This is a genomic window from Pseudomonas paeninsulae, from assembly GCF_035621475.1.
Lineage (GTDB): Bacteria > Pseudomonadota > Gammaproteobacteria > Pseudomonadales > Pseudomonadaceae > Aquipseudomonas > Aquipseudomonas paeninsulae.
The window spans coordinates 2,665,296-2,679,452 of sequence record NZ_CP141799.1; the positions used below are offsets into that span (position 1 = coordinate 2,665,296).

The 14,157-nt window shown below is 60.5% G+C and carries 12 protein-coding genes and 2 tRNA genes; 13 read left to right on the plus strand and 1 reads right to left on the minus strand.

Translation table 11 applies throughout. From position 1 onward, the window contains the following. The first annotated feature begins 4 nt into the window (after positions 1–4). The 12 genes from VCJ09_RS12320 to galU all read left to right on the plus strand — a co-directional run bounded on the left by VCJ09_RS12320 (position 5) and on the right by galU (position 12,221). The gene (locus tag VCJ09_RS12320; RefSeq protein ID WP_324734560.1) at positions 5–1,873 is read left to right on the plus strand and encodes an IucA/IucC family protein; all 1,869 of its coding nucleotides are present in this window, start codon (positions 5–7) and stop codon (positions 1,871–1,873) included. Further along, on the plus strand, positions 1,863–2,786 hold the full coding sequence (locus tag VCJ09_RS12325; protein WP_324734561.1) for an ABC transporter substrate-binding protein: 924 nt from the start codon (positions 1,863–1,865) through the stop codon (positions 2,784–2,786). Before VCJ09_RS12320 ends, VCJ09_RS12325 begins: the two co-directional genes overlap by 11 nt. Continuing rightward, the gene (locus VCJ09_RS12330; RefSeq protein ID WP_324734562.1) at positions 2,783–3,772 is read left to right on the plus strand and encodes a FecCD family ABC transporter permease; all 990 of its coding nucleotides are present in this window, start codon (positions 2,783–2,785) and stop codon (positions 3,770–3,772) included. The genes VCJ09_RS12325 and VCJ09_RS12330 overlap by 4 nt, the downstream gene beginning before the upstream one ends. Then, positions 3,765–4,796: a FecCD family ABC transporter permease gene (locus VCJ09_RS12335; RefSeq protein ID WP_324734563.1), complete on the plus strand. Its 1,032-nt coding sequence runs from the start codon at positions 3,765–3,767 to the stop codon at positions 4,794–4,796. Before VCJ09_RS12330 ends, VCJ09_RS12335 begins: the two co-directional genes overlap by 8 nt. A 12-nt stretch (positions 4,797–4,808) precedes the next feature. After that, positions 4,809–5,600 (plus strand): ABC transporter ATP-binding protein, encoded by a 792-nt coding sequence (locus tag VCJ09_RS12340; RefSeq protein WP_324734564.1) that lies wholly within the window; start codon positions 4,809–4,811, stop codon positions 5,598–5,600. Continuing rightward, on the plus strand, positions 5,597–6,379 hold the full coding sequence (locus VCJ09_RS12345) for an IucA/IucC family C-terminal-domain containing protein (RefSeq protein ID WP_324734565.1): 783 nt from the start codon (positions 5,597–5,599) through the stop codon (positions 6,377–6,379). Before VCJ09_RS12340 ends, VCJ09_RS12345 begins: the two co-directional genes overlap by 4 nt. Continuing rightward, complete coding sequence (locus VCJ09_RS12350; protein ID WP_324734656.1) at positions 6,376–7,005, plus strand: RraA family protein; 630 nt, start codon at positions 6,376–6,378, stop codon at positions 7,003–7,005. Before VCJ09_RS12345 ends, VCJ09_RS12350 begins: the two co-directional genes overlap by 4 nt. A 225-nt stretch (positions 7,006–7,230) precedes the next feature. Beyond that, positions 7,231–7,304 (plus strand) — tRNA-Cys (locus VCJ09_RS12355). Positions 7,305–7,417: 113 nt separating this feature from the next. Next, positions 7,418–7,504 (plus strand) — tRNA-Leu (locus tag VCJ09_RS12360). Positions 7,505–7,672: 168 nt separating this feature from the next. Further along, positions 7,673–7,876 carry a hypothetical protein gene (locus VCJ09_RS12365; protein ID WP_324734566.1) on the plus strand — a complete coding sequence of 68 codons (204 nt, stop codon included), beginning with the start codon at positions 7,673–7,675 and terminating at the stop codon, positions 7,874–7,876. A gap of 299 nt (positions 7,877–8,175) precedes the next feature. Then, positions 8,176–11,103, plus strand: a complete 2,928-nt coding sequence (locus VCJ09_RS12370; RefSeq protein ID WP_324730502.1) for a sensor domain-containing protein — start codon at positions 8,176–8,178, stop codon at positions 11,101–11,103. Positions 11,104–11,381: 278 nt separating this feature from the next. Next, positions 11,382–12,221 carry a UTP--glucose-1-phosphate uridylyltransferase GalU gene (gene galU, locus VCJ09_RS12375; protein WP_079202066.1) on the plus strand — a complete coding sequence of 280 codons (840 nt, stop codon included), beginning with the start codon at positions 11,382–11,384 and terminating at the stop codon, positions 12,219–12,221. 55 nt (positions 12,222–12,276) lie between these two features. Here galU and VCJ09_RS12380 read toward each other — a convergent pair whose 3' ends face one another. Further along, a complete protein-coding gene (locus tag VCJ09_RS12380) occupies positions 12,277–12,699 on the minus strand; it encodes a VOC family protein (RefSeq protein ID WP_324730503.1) in 423 nt (140 codons plus the stop codon). Between the two features lie 94 nt (positions 12,700–12,793). Here VCJ09_RS12380 and gorA point away from each other — a divergent pair, with 94 nt between their 5' ends. After that, on the plus strand, positions 12,794–14,155 hold the full coding sequence (gorA, locus tag VCJ09_RS12385) for a glutathione-disulfide reductase (protein ID WP_324730504.1): 1,362 nt from the start codon (positions 12,794–12,796) through the stop codon (positions 14,153–14,155). The last annotated feature ends 2 nt before the right edge of the window (positions 14,156–14,157 follow it).

Sequence of the window (14,157 nt, forward strand, 5' to 3'; positions counted from 1 at the left end):
CCCGATGAACATCACCACCCTGGCCGCCGATACAGTGCTGCAGGATCTGCTCGACTGCTTGCTGGCCGAAGACTTCTTCGGCAGCGCGGCCCTGCAACTGGTTGAGGCCACGCATTGGCAATCGCTGCATCCACAGGCGCCTTCCTTCGGCGAGTTGAACGCCGGGCAGCGCATCTGGCAGTGGTGCTGCGAGCCGCTAGAGCAGCGCTTCATTGTGGTCGCGCTACGCCCCGGCATCACCCAGCAATGGGAGAAGGTGCCAGGGACGCCGGTGCTGGCCCGTCAGGACGATCACTGGAGCAAACTGGCGCCCCAGGACTTCATGGCGCTGGTGTTCAAGGGCACCGCCGAGCAGCACCAGGGCAATGAAAAAGGCCTGGCGCTGTTCCAGGATGTACTGGGCATCAGCGTCAGGCAGACCGCACTGTCGCTGGCGCACCGGGTCGATCAGCAGAATCTGCTGGAAAAGGATAATGCGGCGTTTTTCCTGACCATGGAGCAGTGGGCGTCATTGCGCGACCGGCCTTATCACCCACTGGGCAAGGCCAAGCAGGGCCTGAATGACGCCGAGTATCAGCAGTACCAGGCAGAGTTCGCCCAGCCGGTGGCGCTCAACTGGGTCGCGGTGGCGGCGCCGCTGCTGCAATGCGGCGAGGGGGTCGCCGATCCGCGCCAGTCTTGCCCGGCGCACTACCTGCTGCCGCCAGCGCTTCAAGCCGATCTGCAACGGGAGATGCAGGCGCGGGGCCTTGCCGACAGCCATGTCGCCTTGCCGGTTCATCCTTGGCAGCTCGAGCACGTCTTGCCGGCCCAGCTTGGCGATGCCTTCGCCAGCGGCGACTGCCAGCGCCTGGAGTTCAACGCCGGGCAATTTTTCGCCACCTCGTCGCTGCGCTCTATGACGCCGTGCTTTGACAGTGCCGATTACCTCAAGCTGCCGATGGCGATTTACTCCCTGGGCGCCTCGCGTTACTTGCCGGCGGTGAAAATGATCAACGGCGGCCTGAGCGAAACCCTGTTGCGCCAGGCGCGGGACAAGGATGCGCGACTGCGACAGTCCCTGCACCTGTGCGATGAAGGCAAATGGTGGGCCTTCATGCCGGCGGAGGCCACGCTGTTCGATGAGGCGCCGCGCCACCTGGCGGCGATGGTGCGCAGCTACCCGGCGGAACTGCTCGCCGATGCGGAATGCCGCCTGCTGCCCATGGCCGCCCTGGGCACGCCGCTGCCGGCAAGCGACCGGCATTTCTTCGATGACTGGCTGCGCTACCGCCACCTGACCGCGGATGCGAGCTCGGTGCTGCTGCTGTTCCGCGAGCTGTGCTACAGCTTCTTCGACATCAATCTGCGTCTGTTCCGCCTCGGTATGCTCGGTGAAGTACACGGGCAGAATGCAGTGCTGGTGTGGCAAGCCGGCCATGTGCAAGGTTTGCTGCTGCGCGATCACGATTCTTTGCGCATCTTGGTGCCCTGGCTGGAGCGCAACGGCATGGCCGACCCGCTGTATCGGCTGAAAAAAGGCCACGCTAACACGCTCTATCACGAACGCCCCGAAGACCTGTTGTTCTGGCTGCAGACGCTGGCCATCCAGGTCAATATCCGGGCGATCATCGACACCCTCGCGCAGGTCTATTCACTCCCAGTCACGACCTTGTGGGGCAGTCTGCGCGAGGTGCTGGATGAGCTGATCGAGACCATTGAATTCGACGATGACACCCGCGCCATGCTGAAACACCAGCTTTTCGAATTGCCGCACTGGCCGCAGAAACTGCTGCTGACCCCCATGATCGCGCGGGCGGGCGGCCCGGGCAGTATGCCGTTCGGTAAGGGCCAGGTGGTCAACCCCTTCCACAGGTTGCAGCGTGAAGCCTGAGTCTCTCAAGCCGGTGTCCAGGCGCACGCTGTTGCGCCTGTCCCTCGGCCTGCTGGCGCTCAGGCCATTCACCCCGGCGACGGCGCAAGCGTTGGCAACCCCGGCGCGGCTGGTGACCCTGTTTCAGGGCGCCACCGACAGCGCCGTAGCCCTTGGCGTGACACCTTGTGGCATCGTCGATTCCTGGAGCGAAAAACCGACCTATCGCTATTTGCGCACGGCCCTGGCGGCAGCGCCCCATGTCGGGCTGGAGACCCAGCCGAGCCTGGAAGATATCGTCCTGCTCAAGCCCGACTTGATCGTCGCCTCACGCTTTCGCCATCAGCGCATTGCGCCCTTGCTCGAACGAATCGCCCCAGTGGTGATGCTCGATGAGGTCTCCGCGTTCAAGCAGACCCTGCTGCAAATGGGCGTTGCCCTGCACCGGCAGCAGATGGCCGTGGCGCTTCTGCAGCAATGGCAGCGCCGCGTGGCACAGCTGCGCGCGCAACTGCAACGGGCGTTTGCCGGGCACTGGCCGCCCACGGTGGCGGTGCTGGAAATTCGTGAAGACCATGTCCGCAGTCATCTGCCCGCCAGCTTCGCCGGCTCGGTGCTCAACGAGTTGGGCTTCAATTGGAGCGAGGCCAGCCAGGCGGCGAGTGGCGCGTCCCTCAAACTCACCAGTAAAGAAAGCCTTCCAGTGGTCAATGCCGATATCTTTTTTGTCTTTATGCGCGCCGATAGCCAGGCGGTGCAGCAGCATTACGCCAGCCTGATGCGCCACCCCCTGTGGCAGCAGATGCGGGCGCCGCGGCGGCAACAGGTGTGGCTGGTCGACGCTGTGCCCTGGAGCATGTCGGGCGGAATTCTGGGCGCCAATCTGATGCTCGACGACATCGCCCGCTTGGCCAGGGCGGATGCCAGCCCATGAGTGCGTCGTTGAAATTATCTCTGGCGCTGCTGCTGTTGCTGTTTTGCGGTGTCGCCAGCCTGGCGGTCGGCGCTATGTCGATTCCGTTCGGCCAGGTAGTGGCGGCTTTCGTGCAGCCCGATCCCGCGAGTGTCGAGCAGACCCTGGTGAGTAGTACCCGCCTGTCACGCACCTTGATAGCTGTCGCGGTGGGCGCCAGCCTGGCGGTAGCCGGCGCCCTGATGCAGGCGCTAACGCGCAATCCGCTGGCGTCTCCGGGGCTGTTCGGCATCAATGCCGGGGCGACCTTCTTCATTATCCTGGCGTCCTCGCTGTTTTCCCTGTCTTCGCCCGAACAGTGGCTGTGGTGCGCCTTTGCCGGCGCCGCGCTGGCCGGCTGCCTGGTGTGGTTGATCGGCAACATGGGCCAGGGCAGCCTCAACCCGCTGCGCATGGTGCTGGCGGGCGCGGCGATGGCAGCCTTGTTCTCTGCCTTCAGCCAGGCGTTGCTGGTGGTCAATCAGGAAGGGCTGGATAGCGTGCTGTTCTGGCTGGCCGGCTCACTCACCGAACGCAGCCTGGACGCCGCCGCACCGCTGTTGCTGTGCGCGCTGCTGGCGCTGCTCGGCGCCCTGCTGCTGGCCGGGCAGGTCAATGTGCTGAACGCGGGGGAGGCGATTGCCACCGGCCTAGGCCAGCGCACGGGGCTGATACGCCTGTTGCTCAGCGTGCTGATCATCTGCCTAGCCGGCAGCGCCGTGGCCTTGGCCGGCAGCATTGGCTTCATCGGTCTGCTGGTGCCGCATATGGTGCGCAAAGGCCTGTCCATCGACCACCGCTGGCTGCTGCCAGGGTGTGCGCTGGCGGGGGCGATTCTCCTGCTGCTGGCCGACATGCTCGCGCGGGTGGTGATACTCCCGCAGGAGGTGCCGGTGGGGGTGATGACGGCGCTGTTCGGTGCGCCGTTCTTCATCCTGTTGGCGCGCCGTGGAGGTCGCCATGAGTAAGCTGCTGACCCTGCGCACGCTCGGCTTTTCCCGACAGATCAACCCCGCCACATTGTTGCGGCTGGCACTGGCAGTGCTGCTCAGCCTGGTGCTGATGTTGTGCTCGCTGTCCCTGGGCAAAGTGCTCCTGTCACCCCTGGAGGTGGTGCACATACTGTTCTCCAGCGAGGACACCAGCCTGGCATTCATCGTCGAGCAACTGCGTCTGCCGCGTATGTCGCTGGCGGCGTTGGTCGGTGCCGCCTTGGCGGTATCCGGGGTGATCCTGCAAAGCATCATCCGCAATCCGCTGGCCTCGCCGGATTTGCTCGGTATCACCAGCGGCGCCAGTGCCGCTGCCGTGTTCTACCTGTCGTTTTACGCCAGCGCGCTGGGCCAGCACTGGCTACCCATGGCGGCGATGCTCGGTGCCGGATTAGCGGTCCTGGCCATCTACCTGCTGGCCTGGAAGCAGGGCGCATCACCGCTGCGCCTGGTCCTGATCGGCGTGGGAGTCTCGGCGCTGCTGGCTGCGGTGACCACCTTCATCCTGGTGTTCAGCCCGCTGACCACGACCTTGTCGGCGTATGTCTGGCTGACGGGCAGTGTCTATGGCGCGAGTTGGGCGCAACCCCGTGCGCTGGCGGGCTGGTTGTTGGTGATCCTGCCCGGCTTGCTGCTGGTGGCCCGGCATGTGCGGGTGCAGCAATTGGATGACAGCCTGGCGCAAGGGATTGGCGTGCGCGTCCAGTGGTTGCGGGTCGGCCTGCTGCTGGTCAGCGTGGCCCTGGCCGGCGCAGCGGTCGCCTGGGGCGGCGCCATGGCCTTTGTCGGCCTGATCGCGCCACACATTGCCAAGCGCCTGGTAGCTCCCGGTTTCGCCGGCCAGGCGGCGATGAGTGCCCTGGTCGGGGCGAATCTGCTGATGCTGGCGGATTTGGCCGGGCGCACGCTGTTCCTGCCGCTGGATTTACCGGCTGGCATCTTTGTCGCGGTCTTGGGCACGCCGTTCTTTCTCTACCTTTTGATCAAACAGCGTCACTGAGGAACCCTATTCATGGCCTCCATTGCCACACGCAACCTGACCCTGGGCTACCAGCGCCAGGTGATTATCGACGGGCTGGACATGCAACTGCCGCAGGGCAAGGTATCGGTACTGATCGGCAGCAACGGCTGCGGCAAGAGCACGCTGCTGAAAGCCTTCGCCCGTCTGCTCAAGCCGCAACAGGGTGCGGTGCTGCTCAACGGCAGCGATATTCAGCGCAAACCCACCGCGGTTGTCGCTCGGGAACTGGCGATCCTGCCGCAGATGCCCACCGCGCCAGAGGGCATTAGCGTGCGCCAGTTGGTGGGCCTGGGCCGTTATCCCTACCAGAACTGGATGCAGCAATGGTCTGCCCAGGATGAGGCCATGGTCGAACGTGCACTCCTGCAAACCGGGGTACAGGCGCTGGCGGATCGCCCAGTGGACACACTGTCCGGTGGGCAGCGACAACGGGCGTGGATCGCCATGACCCTGGCGCAGGACACCGAGGTCGTACTGCTGGATGAGCCGACTACCTTCCTCGACCTGGCCCATCAGATCGAGATTCTCGACCTGCTGCGTGAACTCAACCGGCGCGAGAACAAGACCATCATCATCGTGTTGCACGACCTTAACCTGGCCTGCCGCTATGCCGATCACATAGTCGCGGTGCATCAACGGGGCGCCTTTGCCCAGGGCAAACCCGAAGAAGTTCTGACCGAAGCCCTGGTCAAAAAGGTGTTCAACCTCAACTGCCGGATCATCCCCGACCCCTTCTTCGGTACGCCACTGTGCATCCCCTTTGGTCGGGAGCATCCGCAATGAACCTGGCCTGCGCGTTCAGCGAGCAGGAATGGGCAGTACTGGCCGGCGAACTGCGACTGAAGCCCTGCGCGCAACGTGACCCACAGCGTTCGCTGGCGGCAGCGGCCCTGCTGGACGAGGCGGTCTGCGAACAATTGCTGCTCAGCCTGACACCCATCATCGGCTCGCCGTCGATAGCGGTCACCGCCTCGCTGCTGGGCAAGCGGCTGGCCTTCCTGGCTACCGGGGCGTGCCTGTATGCCATGTCGGTGTATGACAAAGGGTTGTTGCTGTCACTGGATAACGCCGTGATCGAATACGGCCACGACGAGGGGCTGTGGACATCCTCGCTACCCCTGCAGCAGCTCCAGCCCAGTGTCTATGAGGCGGGTGAACGCGAGGCCTGGCGGGCCATGATCGTCGAAACGCTGTTCGCGAGCTTGCTCAAACCGCTGTGGCAAACCTTAGCCCGGGTCAGCGGCGTTTCCGTGCGCATCCTGTGGGACAACACCGCCGTGCGGGTCTATTCACTGTACGAGAAACGCATGGCCAAACTTGAGGCGGTAGAGCTGCGCGAGCGCTGCGCAGCGGATTTCGCCTGGCTTCTGCAGACAGCGCAGCCGCACCTGTTCGGCCTCGACTACAACCCGCTGCGGCACTTCCGTCGGCCACTCACTCTGGTTGACGACGGGCAGCGCAGCGTGCGTTTCCGCCGCACCTGCTGTTTTTACTACCAAGCCTGCAATCCCGTTGAGTACTGCTCGACCTGTCCCTTGTTACGCCCGAGGAAAAAACACTGAGCTATCAGATCGCAGCACGTCGGCAGGTCTTGAGCAACGAGATGCTGGACGCCTATCGCGGCATAGCCGCCTCGACCATCGGGCACCTGGGCGAGCAGGGTTACCTGCGCGGCATCAGGCCGCTGTTCAACGACATCCGCATGGTCGGCAACGTGGTCACCGTCAAAGTATTCAGCCCCGCGGGCAGTGTTATCCGCGAAGCCCTGTTATTGAGCGAGCCGGGCGACGTGCTGGTGATCGAGTGCGTTGGCGATGATGAGTGTGCCTGCTGGGGAGAACTGCGCACCTTGGCCGGACTGATCAAGGGGCTGGCCGGGGTGGTCGTAGCGGGAGCCGTCACCGATGTCAGTGCTTTGCGTCTGCATCGTCTACCGATCTTTTGCCGCGGCGTCAGCGCGTTCACCACGCGCAGCATGGGGGAGGCGGGGGAGGTCAACCAGCCGATCAAGGTAGGTGAGATCCGTGTGCAGCCTGGGGATTTAGCCATCGGCGATGATGACGGTGTCTTTATCCTCACGGCCCAGCGGGCCCATGAACTGCTTTCTGGGTTGTTGGCGAAGGAGCAAATGGACCAGGCACGCCGGGACGAATTCATGCAGAAGCTCAAGGCTCGCCGGCTTTGGTAATCAGCGCGCGCATGCCGCGTCTTACGCATTATCGATGGAGCTGCGGCGAATTATTTTTAGCCCGTTATTGACATGACCGGCGAAGCAGTCCAGAATTGCGTCCATTCCTGATTCGGGAGTGATAAAACTCTTTATATATCAAAGAGTTGTAAGCTGGATCAGAGTCTTGTTTAACGCTGTAACTGCTGTACCACGGGCCGTTTAGAACGGCCCGTTTAGTTTCAAGGCTGAGTAGCAGAGTGGTTATGCACCGGATTGCAAATCCGTGAACGCCGGTTCGATTCCGACCTCAGCCTCCAATTCAAAGCCTCGTAGATCAATGATTTACGAGGCTTTTTTATTGAGTACTGGAAACCTTGCGAGCCACGCAGGGGCTCTATATAGTCCAAAGCCTTGCTTTAAAAGCGCTACCGCCCGAATGGCGAAATCGGTAGACGCAAGGGACTTAAAATCCCTCGAGGGTAACCTCGTGCCGGTTCGATTCCGGCTTCGGGCACCATCTGCAGTCAAGCAAAAAGGCTAACCTCCATGAGGTTGGCCTTTTTGTTTTGCGTGTCCCACGCCTGGGCCTGATTCTCAGGTTTGTCCTGGTCAAGCCTCCGTAATCGATCCACGCCGCCTTGACCGACCCATCGCGCGCGGACAGGCCATTCGCATGATCGGGACAATGCTCAATATCACTGAGCGCAGACAGGCTGAAGATGCGCTGCGGGTTAACGAGGAGGGTCTGCGGGTGGCCCTTGATGCTACGCCTGTCGCGGTATTCAACCAGGACAAGGAATTACGCTACACATGGATCTACAATTCTAAATTGGCAGTACCTGCCAAGCAGTTTATCGGTAAGTCCGATGTCGATCTGATGCCAGCTTGACCGCAATCAAAGGGTAAGTACTGGAGAGCGGGGAGGGAACGCGGCGGCGAGTTCATGGCGATTTCTATGGCAAACCGGCCCCTTGTGCTTTGACCTTGGAAGCGCTGCGTGATGATTCAGGCAGCATCATCGATATGACCGGCATATCAATTTAGGTCACCGATCAGCAGCATCAGGATGTAGTGCACGCAAGGCCGAATCCACACCCCCTGGGTGAATAAGGGCTGCCAATGAAAGATAAGGATGCTCTACAACAGTGCGTCCCCCCGTCGGCGAGCTCGGGGGAGGGGTTGCGCCAGATGGCGGAAGACATAATTGGCGATGATGCGCTGGACTCGCGCAAAAATCTGCCGCTCCTGACGCCAACTGCGATGCAGCAGGCTTTGCACGAGCTGCGCGTGCATCAGATCGAACTGGAGATGCAGAACGAGGAGCTGCGTCAGGCGCAGACCGAGATCGAAGATGCGAAAGAACGCTATTTCGATCTCTATGACCTGGCCCCGATTGGCTACCTGACGCTCAGCGTGCAGGGCTCGATCCTCCAGGCCAACCTGACGTCGACCCATCTACTTGAAGTGGTTCGCACCGAGTTGATCAAGCAGCCGATCACGCGCTTCATCCATCGCGACGATCAGGATATTTTCTACCAGCTGTGTAAACGGCTGATCACCACAAGTGAGCCACAGACGTGCGAGCTGCGCATGGTCAAAAGTGGCGGGGCGGTACTGTGGGCACACTTGGACGCAACCAAGGCTGAAGACGAAAGCGGCGCACCGGCATTGCGTATCGTGCTGAGCGATTTCAATGCACGCAAGCGCGCTGAAGACGCACTGCAGGAAAGCTACCAGGCCCTGCACAGCATCCTGGACGCGACCCTCGACGGCTTTTGGCGCGTTGATGTTCACGGCAACATTCTCGATGTAAACCCGACCTACTGCGAGCAGTCGGGTTACCGCCGTGAAGAACTGCTGAGGATGAACGTCCTCGACCTGGAGGCAGAGGAGTGCGCCGCCGCCACAGCGAAACAGACCCTCACCCTGATCGAAACCGGTCATGGGCAGTTCGAGTCTATCCATCGGCGCAAGAACGGATCCCTCTGGCAGGTCGAAGTCAGCAGTACTTATCGTGCTGCGGCCGGGGGCCAGTTTTTCGTGTTCCTGCGTGATATTTCCAAGCGCAAACAAGCCGAAGAAAAACTCCAGCTCGCGGCCAACGTGTTCTCCCATTCCCGTGAAGGCATCATGATTACCGCGGCCGATGGCAGCATAATCAATGTCAATGCCGCATTTACCTACATCACTGGCTACAGTCGCGACGACGCCATCGGACAAACCCCGCGATTTCTCAGTTCGGGCCGCCATACCAGCGAGTTTTACGAGTCCATGTGGCACAGCCTGAGCCAAAAAGGCCATTGGTACGGTGAGATCTGGAACAGGCGCAAAAACGGCGAAATTTATGCCGAGATGCAAACCATCAGTAGCGTGCGTGACTCCAACGGTGACGTCGTCCAGTACGTTGCGCTGTTCTCGGATATCACCGAAATCAAGGCGCACCAGAGCAAGCTCGAACATATCGCGCACTACGACGCCCTGACCTCGCTGCCCAACCGCGTGCTCTTGGCCGATCGCCTGCAGCATGCCATCGCTCAGGCGCAACGGCGCGGACAACTGCTGGAAGTCGTCTACCTGGATTTGGACGGTTTCAAGGCGATCAACGACAAGCACGGGCATGAGGCCGGGGACAAACTGCTGATTGCTCTGTCTGCCATCATGAAACAGGCGCTGCGCGAGTGCGACACCCTGGCCCGTATTGGTGGCGATGAGTTCGTTGCGGTGCTGGTCGACCTGCCGGATGTAGCCACCAGCATGCCAATGCTCAGCCGGCTGCTCGCCGCCGCGGCGCAAGTGGTGCATGTGGGCGACCTGGCGCTGCAAGTGTCGGCCAGCATGGGGGTGACCTTCTGCCCGCAGCAGGATGAGGTGGACGCGGATCAACTGATGCGTCAGGCCGATCAGGCCATGTATCAGGCCAAATTGTCCGGCAAGAATCGTCTACATTTCTTCGATGTCGAGCACGATCGCAGCGTGCGTGGCCATCACGAAAGCCTGGAACACATTCGCCTGGCACTGGCAGAGCGCGAGTTCGTCCTCTACTACCAGCCCAAGGTGAATATGCGCACTGGCGAGGTCATCGGGGTCGAGGCCCTGATCCGCTGGCTACACCCACAGCGAGGGCTTTTGGCTCCGGCAATATTTCTACCGGTGATCGAGGATCATCTGCTGGCGATTGAAATCGGTGAGTGGGCAATAAATCGAGCCCTGGCCCAGATGGAAGAGTGGCTCAAACTCGGGCTGGACATCGAAGTCAGTGTCAACATCGGTGCTCGCCAGTTGCAGCAGAAGAACTTCGTTGAGCGCCTGCAGGTCATTCTCAACGCCCATCCGCAAGTCAAACCCTCGCGCTTGCAACTGGAGATTCTGGAAACCAGCGCGCTGGAGGACGTCGCACATGTGTTCCAGGTAATCGAGGCCTGCCGGGAAATCGGTGTGATGTTCGCACTGGATGATTTTGGTACGGGTTATTCCTCACTTACCTATCTGAAACATCTACCGGTAGCCTTGCTCAAAATCGACCAGAGCTTCGTCTTCGGCATGCTCGATGACCCGGATGACCTGTCCATTCTCAAGGGTGTAGTTGGCCTGGCCAGCGCATTCCGCCTTGAAGTCATTGCCGAAGGCGTCGAAAGCCTGGAGCACGGCGCTCTATTACTGCAACTGGGTTGCGAGCAGGCTCAGGGGTTTGGTATCGCCGCGCCAATGGCTGCAGACGAACTACCCCACTGGGTTGCGACTTGGTGGCAGAGTTCGGATTGGTGCAACTTGCCATCGGCGAGCAAAGCAGACTTGGTGCGCCTGATGGCTAGCGTCGAACTGCGCGCCTGGATCAAGGCCATGGACAACTACCTCAGGGGCGAGCGTACGACCCCGCCGCCCCTGGATCGGCAGCAGAGTTACTTCGCTCAATGGCTGAAAAGTGCCGGCCTGGATCAACGTGCCACTTATCCATCTTTTGCTGTCGTCAACGAGTTGCATACGCAGATTAATGTGCTCACGAGTGAAGTCTGCGCCCTGCATATCAAGGGTCGTGACGCGCAGGTACAGGCAAGGCTCGGCGAACTTCATGACCTGCAGAACACCATGCTTGAACAGTTGCAAGCGCTGACCTAGGAAGCGCTCCATGAATACGAATCTTGCAGTTTGGGTCGGGCCGTGTAGGTCGGGTTGAATAGGCACTTCTAGTGCCGGCTGAACTGCGCAGGGTGGTGCTGGGCTTTGCCCCTGTGCGCCAACCTGCAATGTTGCACTAATCGCTATATTTACGATCCAAAGCAGCTCATCGAGCAGGTATTGCTCTAGCGCGGCATGGGGCCGGGCGGCCCTCTAACATTGTATGGCCGGTGCAGCCTGATAGACTGCATGGGTATTTGCCAACTTCAAGGAGTCTCATGATCAAGAAATGCTTGTTCCCAGCCGCCGGTTACGGCACACGCTTTCTACCTGCAACCAAGGCCATGCCCAAGGAAATGTTGCCGATAGTGAACAAGCCACTGATCCAGTATGGCGTCGAAGAGGCGCTTGAAGCTGGGCTGACCGAGATCGCCATGGTCACCGGTCGTGGCAAGCGCTCGCTGGAAGATCACTTCGACATCAGTTACGAGCTGGAACAGCAGATCCGCGACACCGACAAGGAAAAATACCTGGTAGGCATCCGCCGCCTGATCGATGAGTGCAGCTTTTCCTACACCCGTCAGGTCGAAATGAAAGGCCTCGGTCACGCGATTCTCTGTGCTCGTCCGCTGATCGGTGACGAGGCCTTTGCCGTGGTGCTGGCCGATGACTTGTGCCTGAACCTGGACGGTGACGGTGTATTGACCCAGATGATCAAGCTGTACAACCAGTTCCGCTGCTCGATCGTCGCCATTCAGGAAGTACCGCCGGAGGAGACTCACAAGTATGGCGTGATCGCCGGCGAGATGATCCGCGACGACATTTACCGGGTCAACAGCATGGTCGAGAAGCCCAAGCCGGAAGATGCGCCATCCAACCTGGCGATCATCGGTCGTTACATTCTTACTCCGGATATTTTCGACATCATCAAAAACACCCCCCCAGGCAAGGGTGGCGAAATCCAGATCACCGATGCACTGATGAAGCAGGCCCAGGATGGCTGCGTACTGGCCTACAAGTTCAAGGGCCAACGCTTCGACTGTGGCGGCGCAGAGGGCTATATCGAGGCCACCAACTTCTGCTTCGAGAACCTCTACAAGCCGGGCAAGGCTTTCTGAGTCGAGTCGGATCTGAGCACAAAGCCACCTGCGGGTGGCTTTGTGCTGTGAGTGGTCAGGGAATTAGCAGCGCCTCCGAGCCCGGACCAAGTGGCTGGCCATAGCTGAACTCGACGTAGTTGCCCGCAGGGTCACGCAGCCCACAATAATAACCAACAGGGTAGGGCTCATCACGCGGTGCCCAGATCAGGCAGCCAGCCTTTTGCGCTCTGGCGGCTACCCTGTCGACCTGCTCGCGGCTGTCCACGGCAAAACCGAAATGGCTGTAATCGTCCGCTGCCAGCTGCCGATCCTGACCACCTGGCATGATCACGAAGATGAATGTGTGCTCTTTGCCGGGTTCGGCCATCCAGACGATACGCGAACCTTTACCCACACGTTGGTGGATCACGGTCATGCCGCAGAACTCCGCATAGAACGCCACACAGGCATCCAGATCCGGCACATGCAAAGCCAAATGGGTGAGGGTAGGGCGCATAGCGTTTCTCCTCTGGGTGACCCAGCAAGTTTAGGCCGGGCGCAGGATTCAAGTGCGATTAGGTTATGCTGGCGGCCTGCTAAGGAGGCTGACCATGACCTATGATTTCGACCTGTTTGTAATCGGCGCCGGTTCCGGTGGTGTACGTGCTGCGCGGTTTGCCGCCGGTTATGGTGCCCGCGTGGCCGTAGCCGAGAGCCGTTATCTGGGCGGCACCTGCGTCAACGTTGGCTGTGTGCCAAAAAAGCTGCTGGTGTATGGCGCGCACTTCGCTGAAGATTTCGAGCAGGCCCAAGGTTTTGGTTGGTCGTTTTCCGGTGAAGCGAAGTTCGATTGGCCGACCCTGATCGCCAACAAGAATCGAGAGATCGGACGCCTCAATGAAATCTACCGCAATTTGCTGGTCAACAGTGGCGTAACCCTGCTCGAGGGTCATGCGCGCCTGCTGGATGAGCATAGCGTGGAGTTGGGCGGCCAGCGTTACAGCGCCAAGCACATCCTCATCGCCACCGGTGGCTGGCCGCATATCCCGAAAATCCCCGGGCACGAACATGCCATCGGCTCGAATGAAGCCTTCTTCCTCGAACAATTACCCAAGCGCGTGCTGGTGGTCGGCGGTGGCTATATCGCCGTGGAGTTCGCCTCGATTTTCAATGGCCTTGGCGCTCAGACCTCGCTGCTGTATCGCGGCGAGTTGTTCCTGCGTGGCTTCGACGGCGCCGTGCGTAAACATCTGCAAGAAGAACTGTGCAAACGCGGCCTGGATCTGCAGTTCAATAGCGATATCGAACGCATCGACAAACAGGCCGACGGCAGCCTGCTCGCGACGCTAAAAGATGGCCGCGAGCTGCAGGCAGACTGTATTTTCTATGCCACCGGCCGCCGGCCAATGCTAGATAACCTGGGCTTGGAAAACACCTCTGTAGAGCTTGATGAGCGCGGTTATATCAAGGTCGATGAACAGTTCCAGACCACTGCGCCTTCGATTCTGGCCCTGGGCGATGTGATCGGCCGGGTGCAACTGACCCCGGTGGCATTGGCCGAGGGCATGGCGGTGGCGCGGCGACTGTTCAAGCCGGAGGAATATCGCCCGGTCGACTACCAGACGATCCCTACCGCCGTCTTCAGCCTGCCCAATATCGGTACCGTCGGCCTTAGCGAAGAGCAGGCGAAAGAGGAGGGCTACCGGGTGGAAGTCTACGAAAGTCGTTTCCGGCCGATGAAACTGACCCTCACCGAATGCCAGGAACGTACCTTGATGAAACTGGTGGTCGATGCCGACAGCGACCGCGTATTGGGTTGCCACATGGTTGGGCCGGAAGCCGGCGACATCATCCAGGGCCTTGCCGTGGCATTGAAGGCTGGGGCGACCAAGCAGATATTCGACGAGACCATTGGTGTGCATCCTACGGCTGCCGAAGAGTTTGTTACCATGCGCGCACCCGTGACCACCTGAAA

What these genes read in the sequence shown, in the direction of transcription:
- VCJ09_RS12320 (WP_324734560.1), top strand. Translation starts at nt 5, where the DNA reads ATGAACATCACCACCCTGGCCGCCGATACAGTGCTGCAGGATCTGCTC.
- VCJ09_RS12330 (WP_324734562.1), top strand. Translation starts at nt 2,783, where the DNA reads ATGAGTGCGTCGTTGAAATTATCTCTGGCGCTGCTGCTGTTGCTGTTT.
- VCJ09_RS12335 (WP_324734563.1), top strand. Translation starts at nt 3,765, where the DNA reads ATGAGTAAGCTGCTGACCCTGCGCACGCTCGGCTTTTCCCGACAGATC.
- VCJ09_RS12340 (WP_324734564.1), top strand. Translation starts at nt 4,809, where the DNA reads ATGGCCTCCATTGCCACACGCAACCTGACCCTGGGCTACCAGCGCCAG.
- VCJ09_RS12345 (WP_324734565.1), top strand. Translation starts at nt 5,597, where the DNA reads ATGAACCTGGCCTGCGCGTTCAGCGAGCAGGAATGGGCAGTACTGGCC.
- VCJ09_RS12365 (WP_324734566.1), top strand. Translation starts at nt 7,673, where the DNA reads ATGCTCAATATCACTGAGCGCAGACAGGCTGAAGATGCGCTGCGGGTT.
- VCJ09_RS12370 (WP_324730502.1), top strand. Translation starts at nt 8,176, where the DNA reads ATGGCGGAAGACATAATTGGCGATGATGCGCTGGACTCGCGCAAAAAT.
- galU (WP_079202066.1), top strand. Translation starts at nt 11,382, where the DNA reads ATGATCAAGAAATGCTTGTTCCCAGCCGCCGGTTACGGCACACGCTTT.
- VCJ09_RS12380 (WP_324730503.1), bottom strand. Translation starts at nt 12,699, where the DNA reads ATGCGCCCTACCCTCACCCATTTGGCTTTGCATGTGCCGGATCTGGAT.
- gorA (WP_324730504.1), top strand. Translation starts at nt 12,794, where the DNA reads ATGACCTATGATTTCGACCTGTTTGTAATCGGCGCCGGTTCCGGTGGT.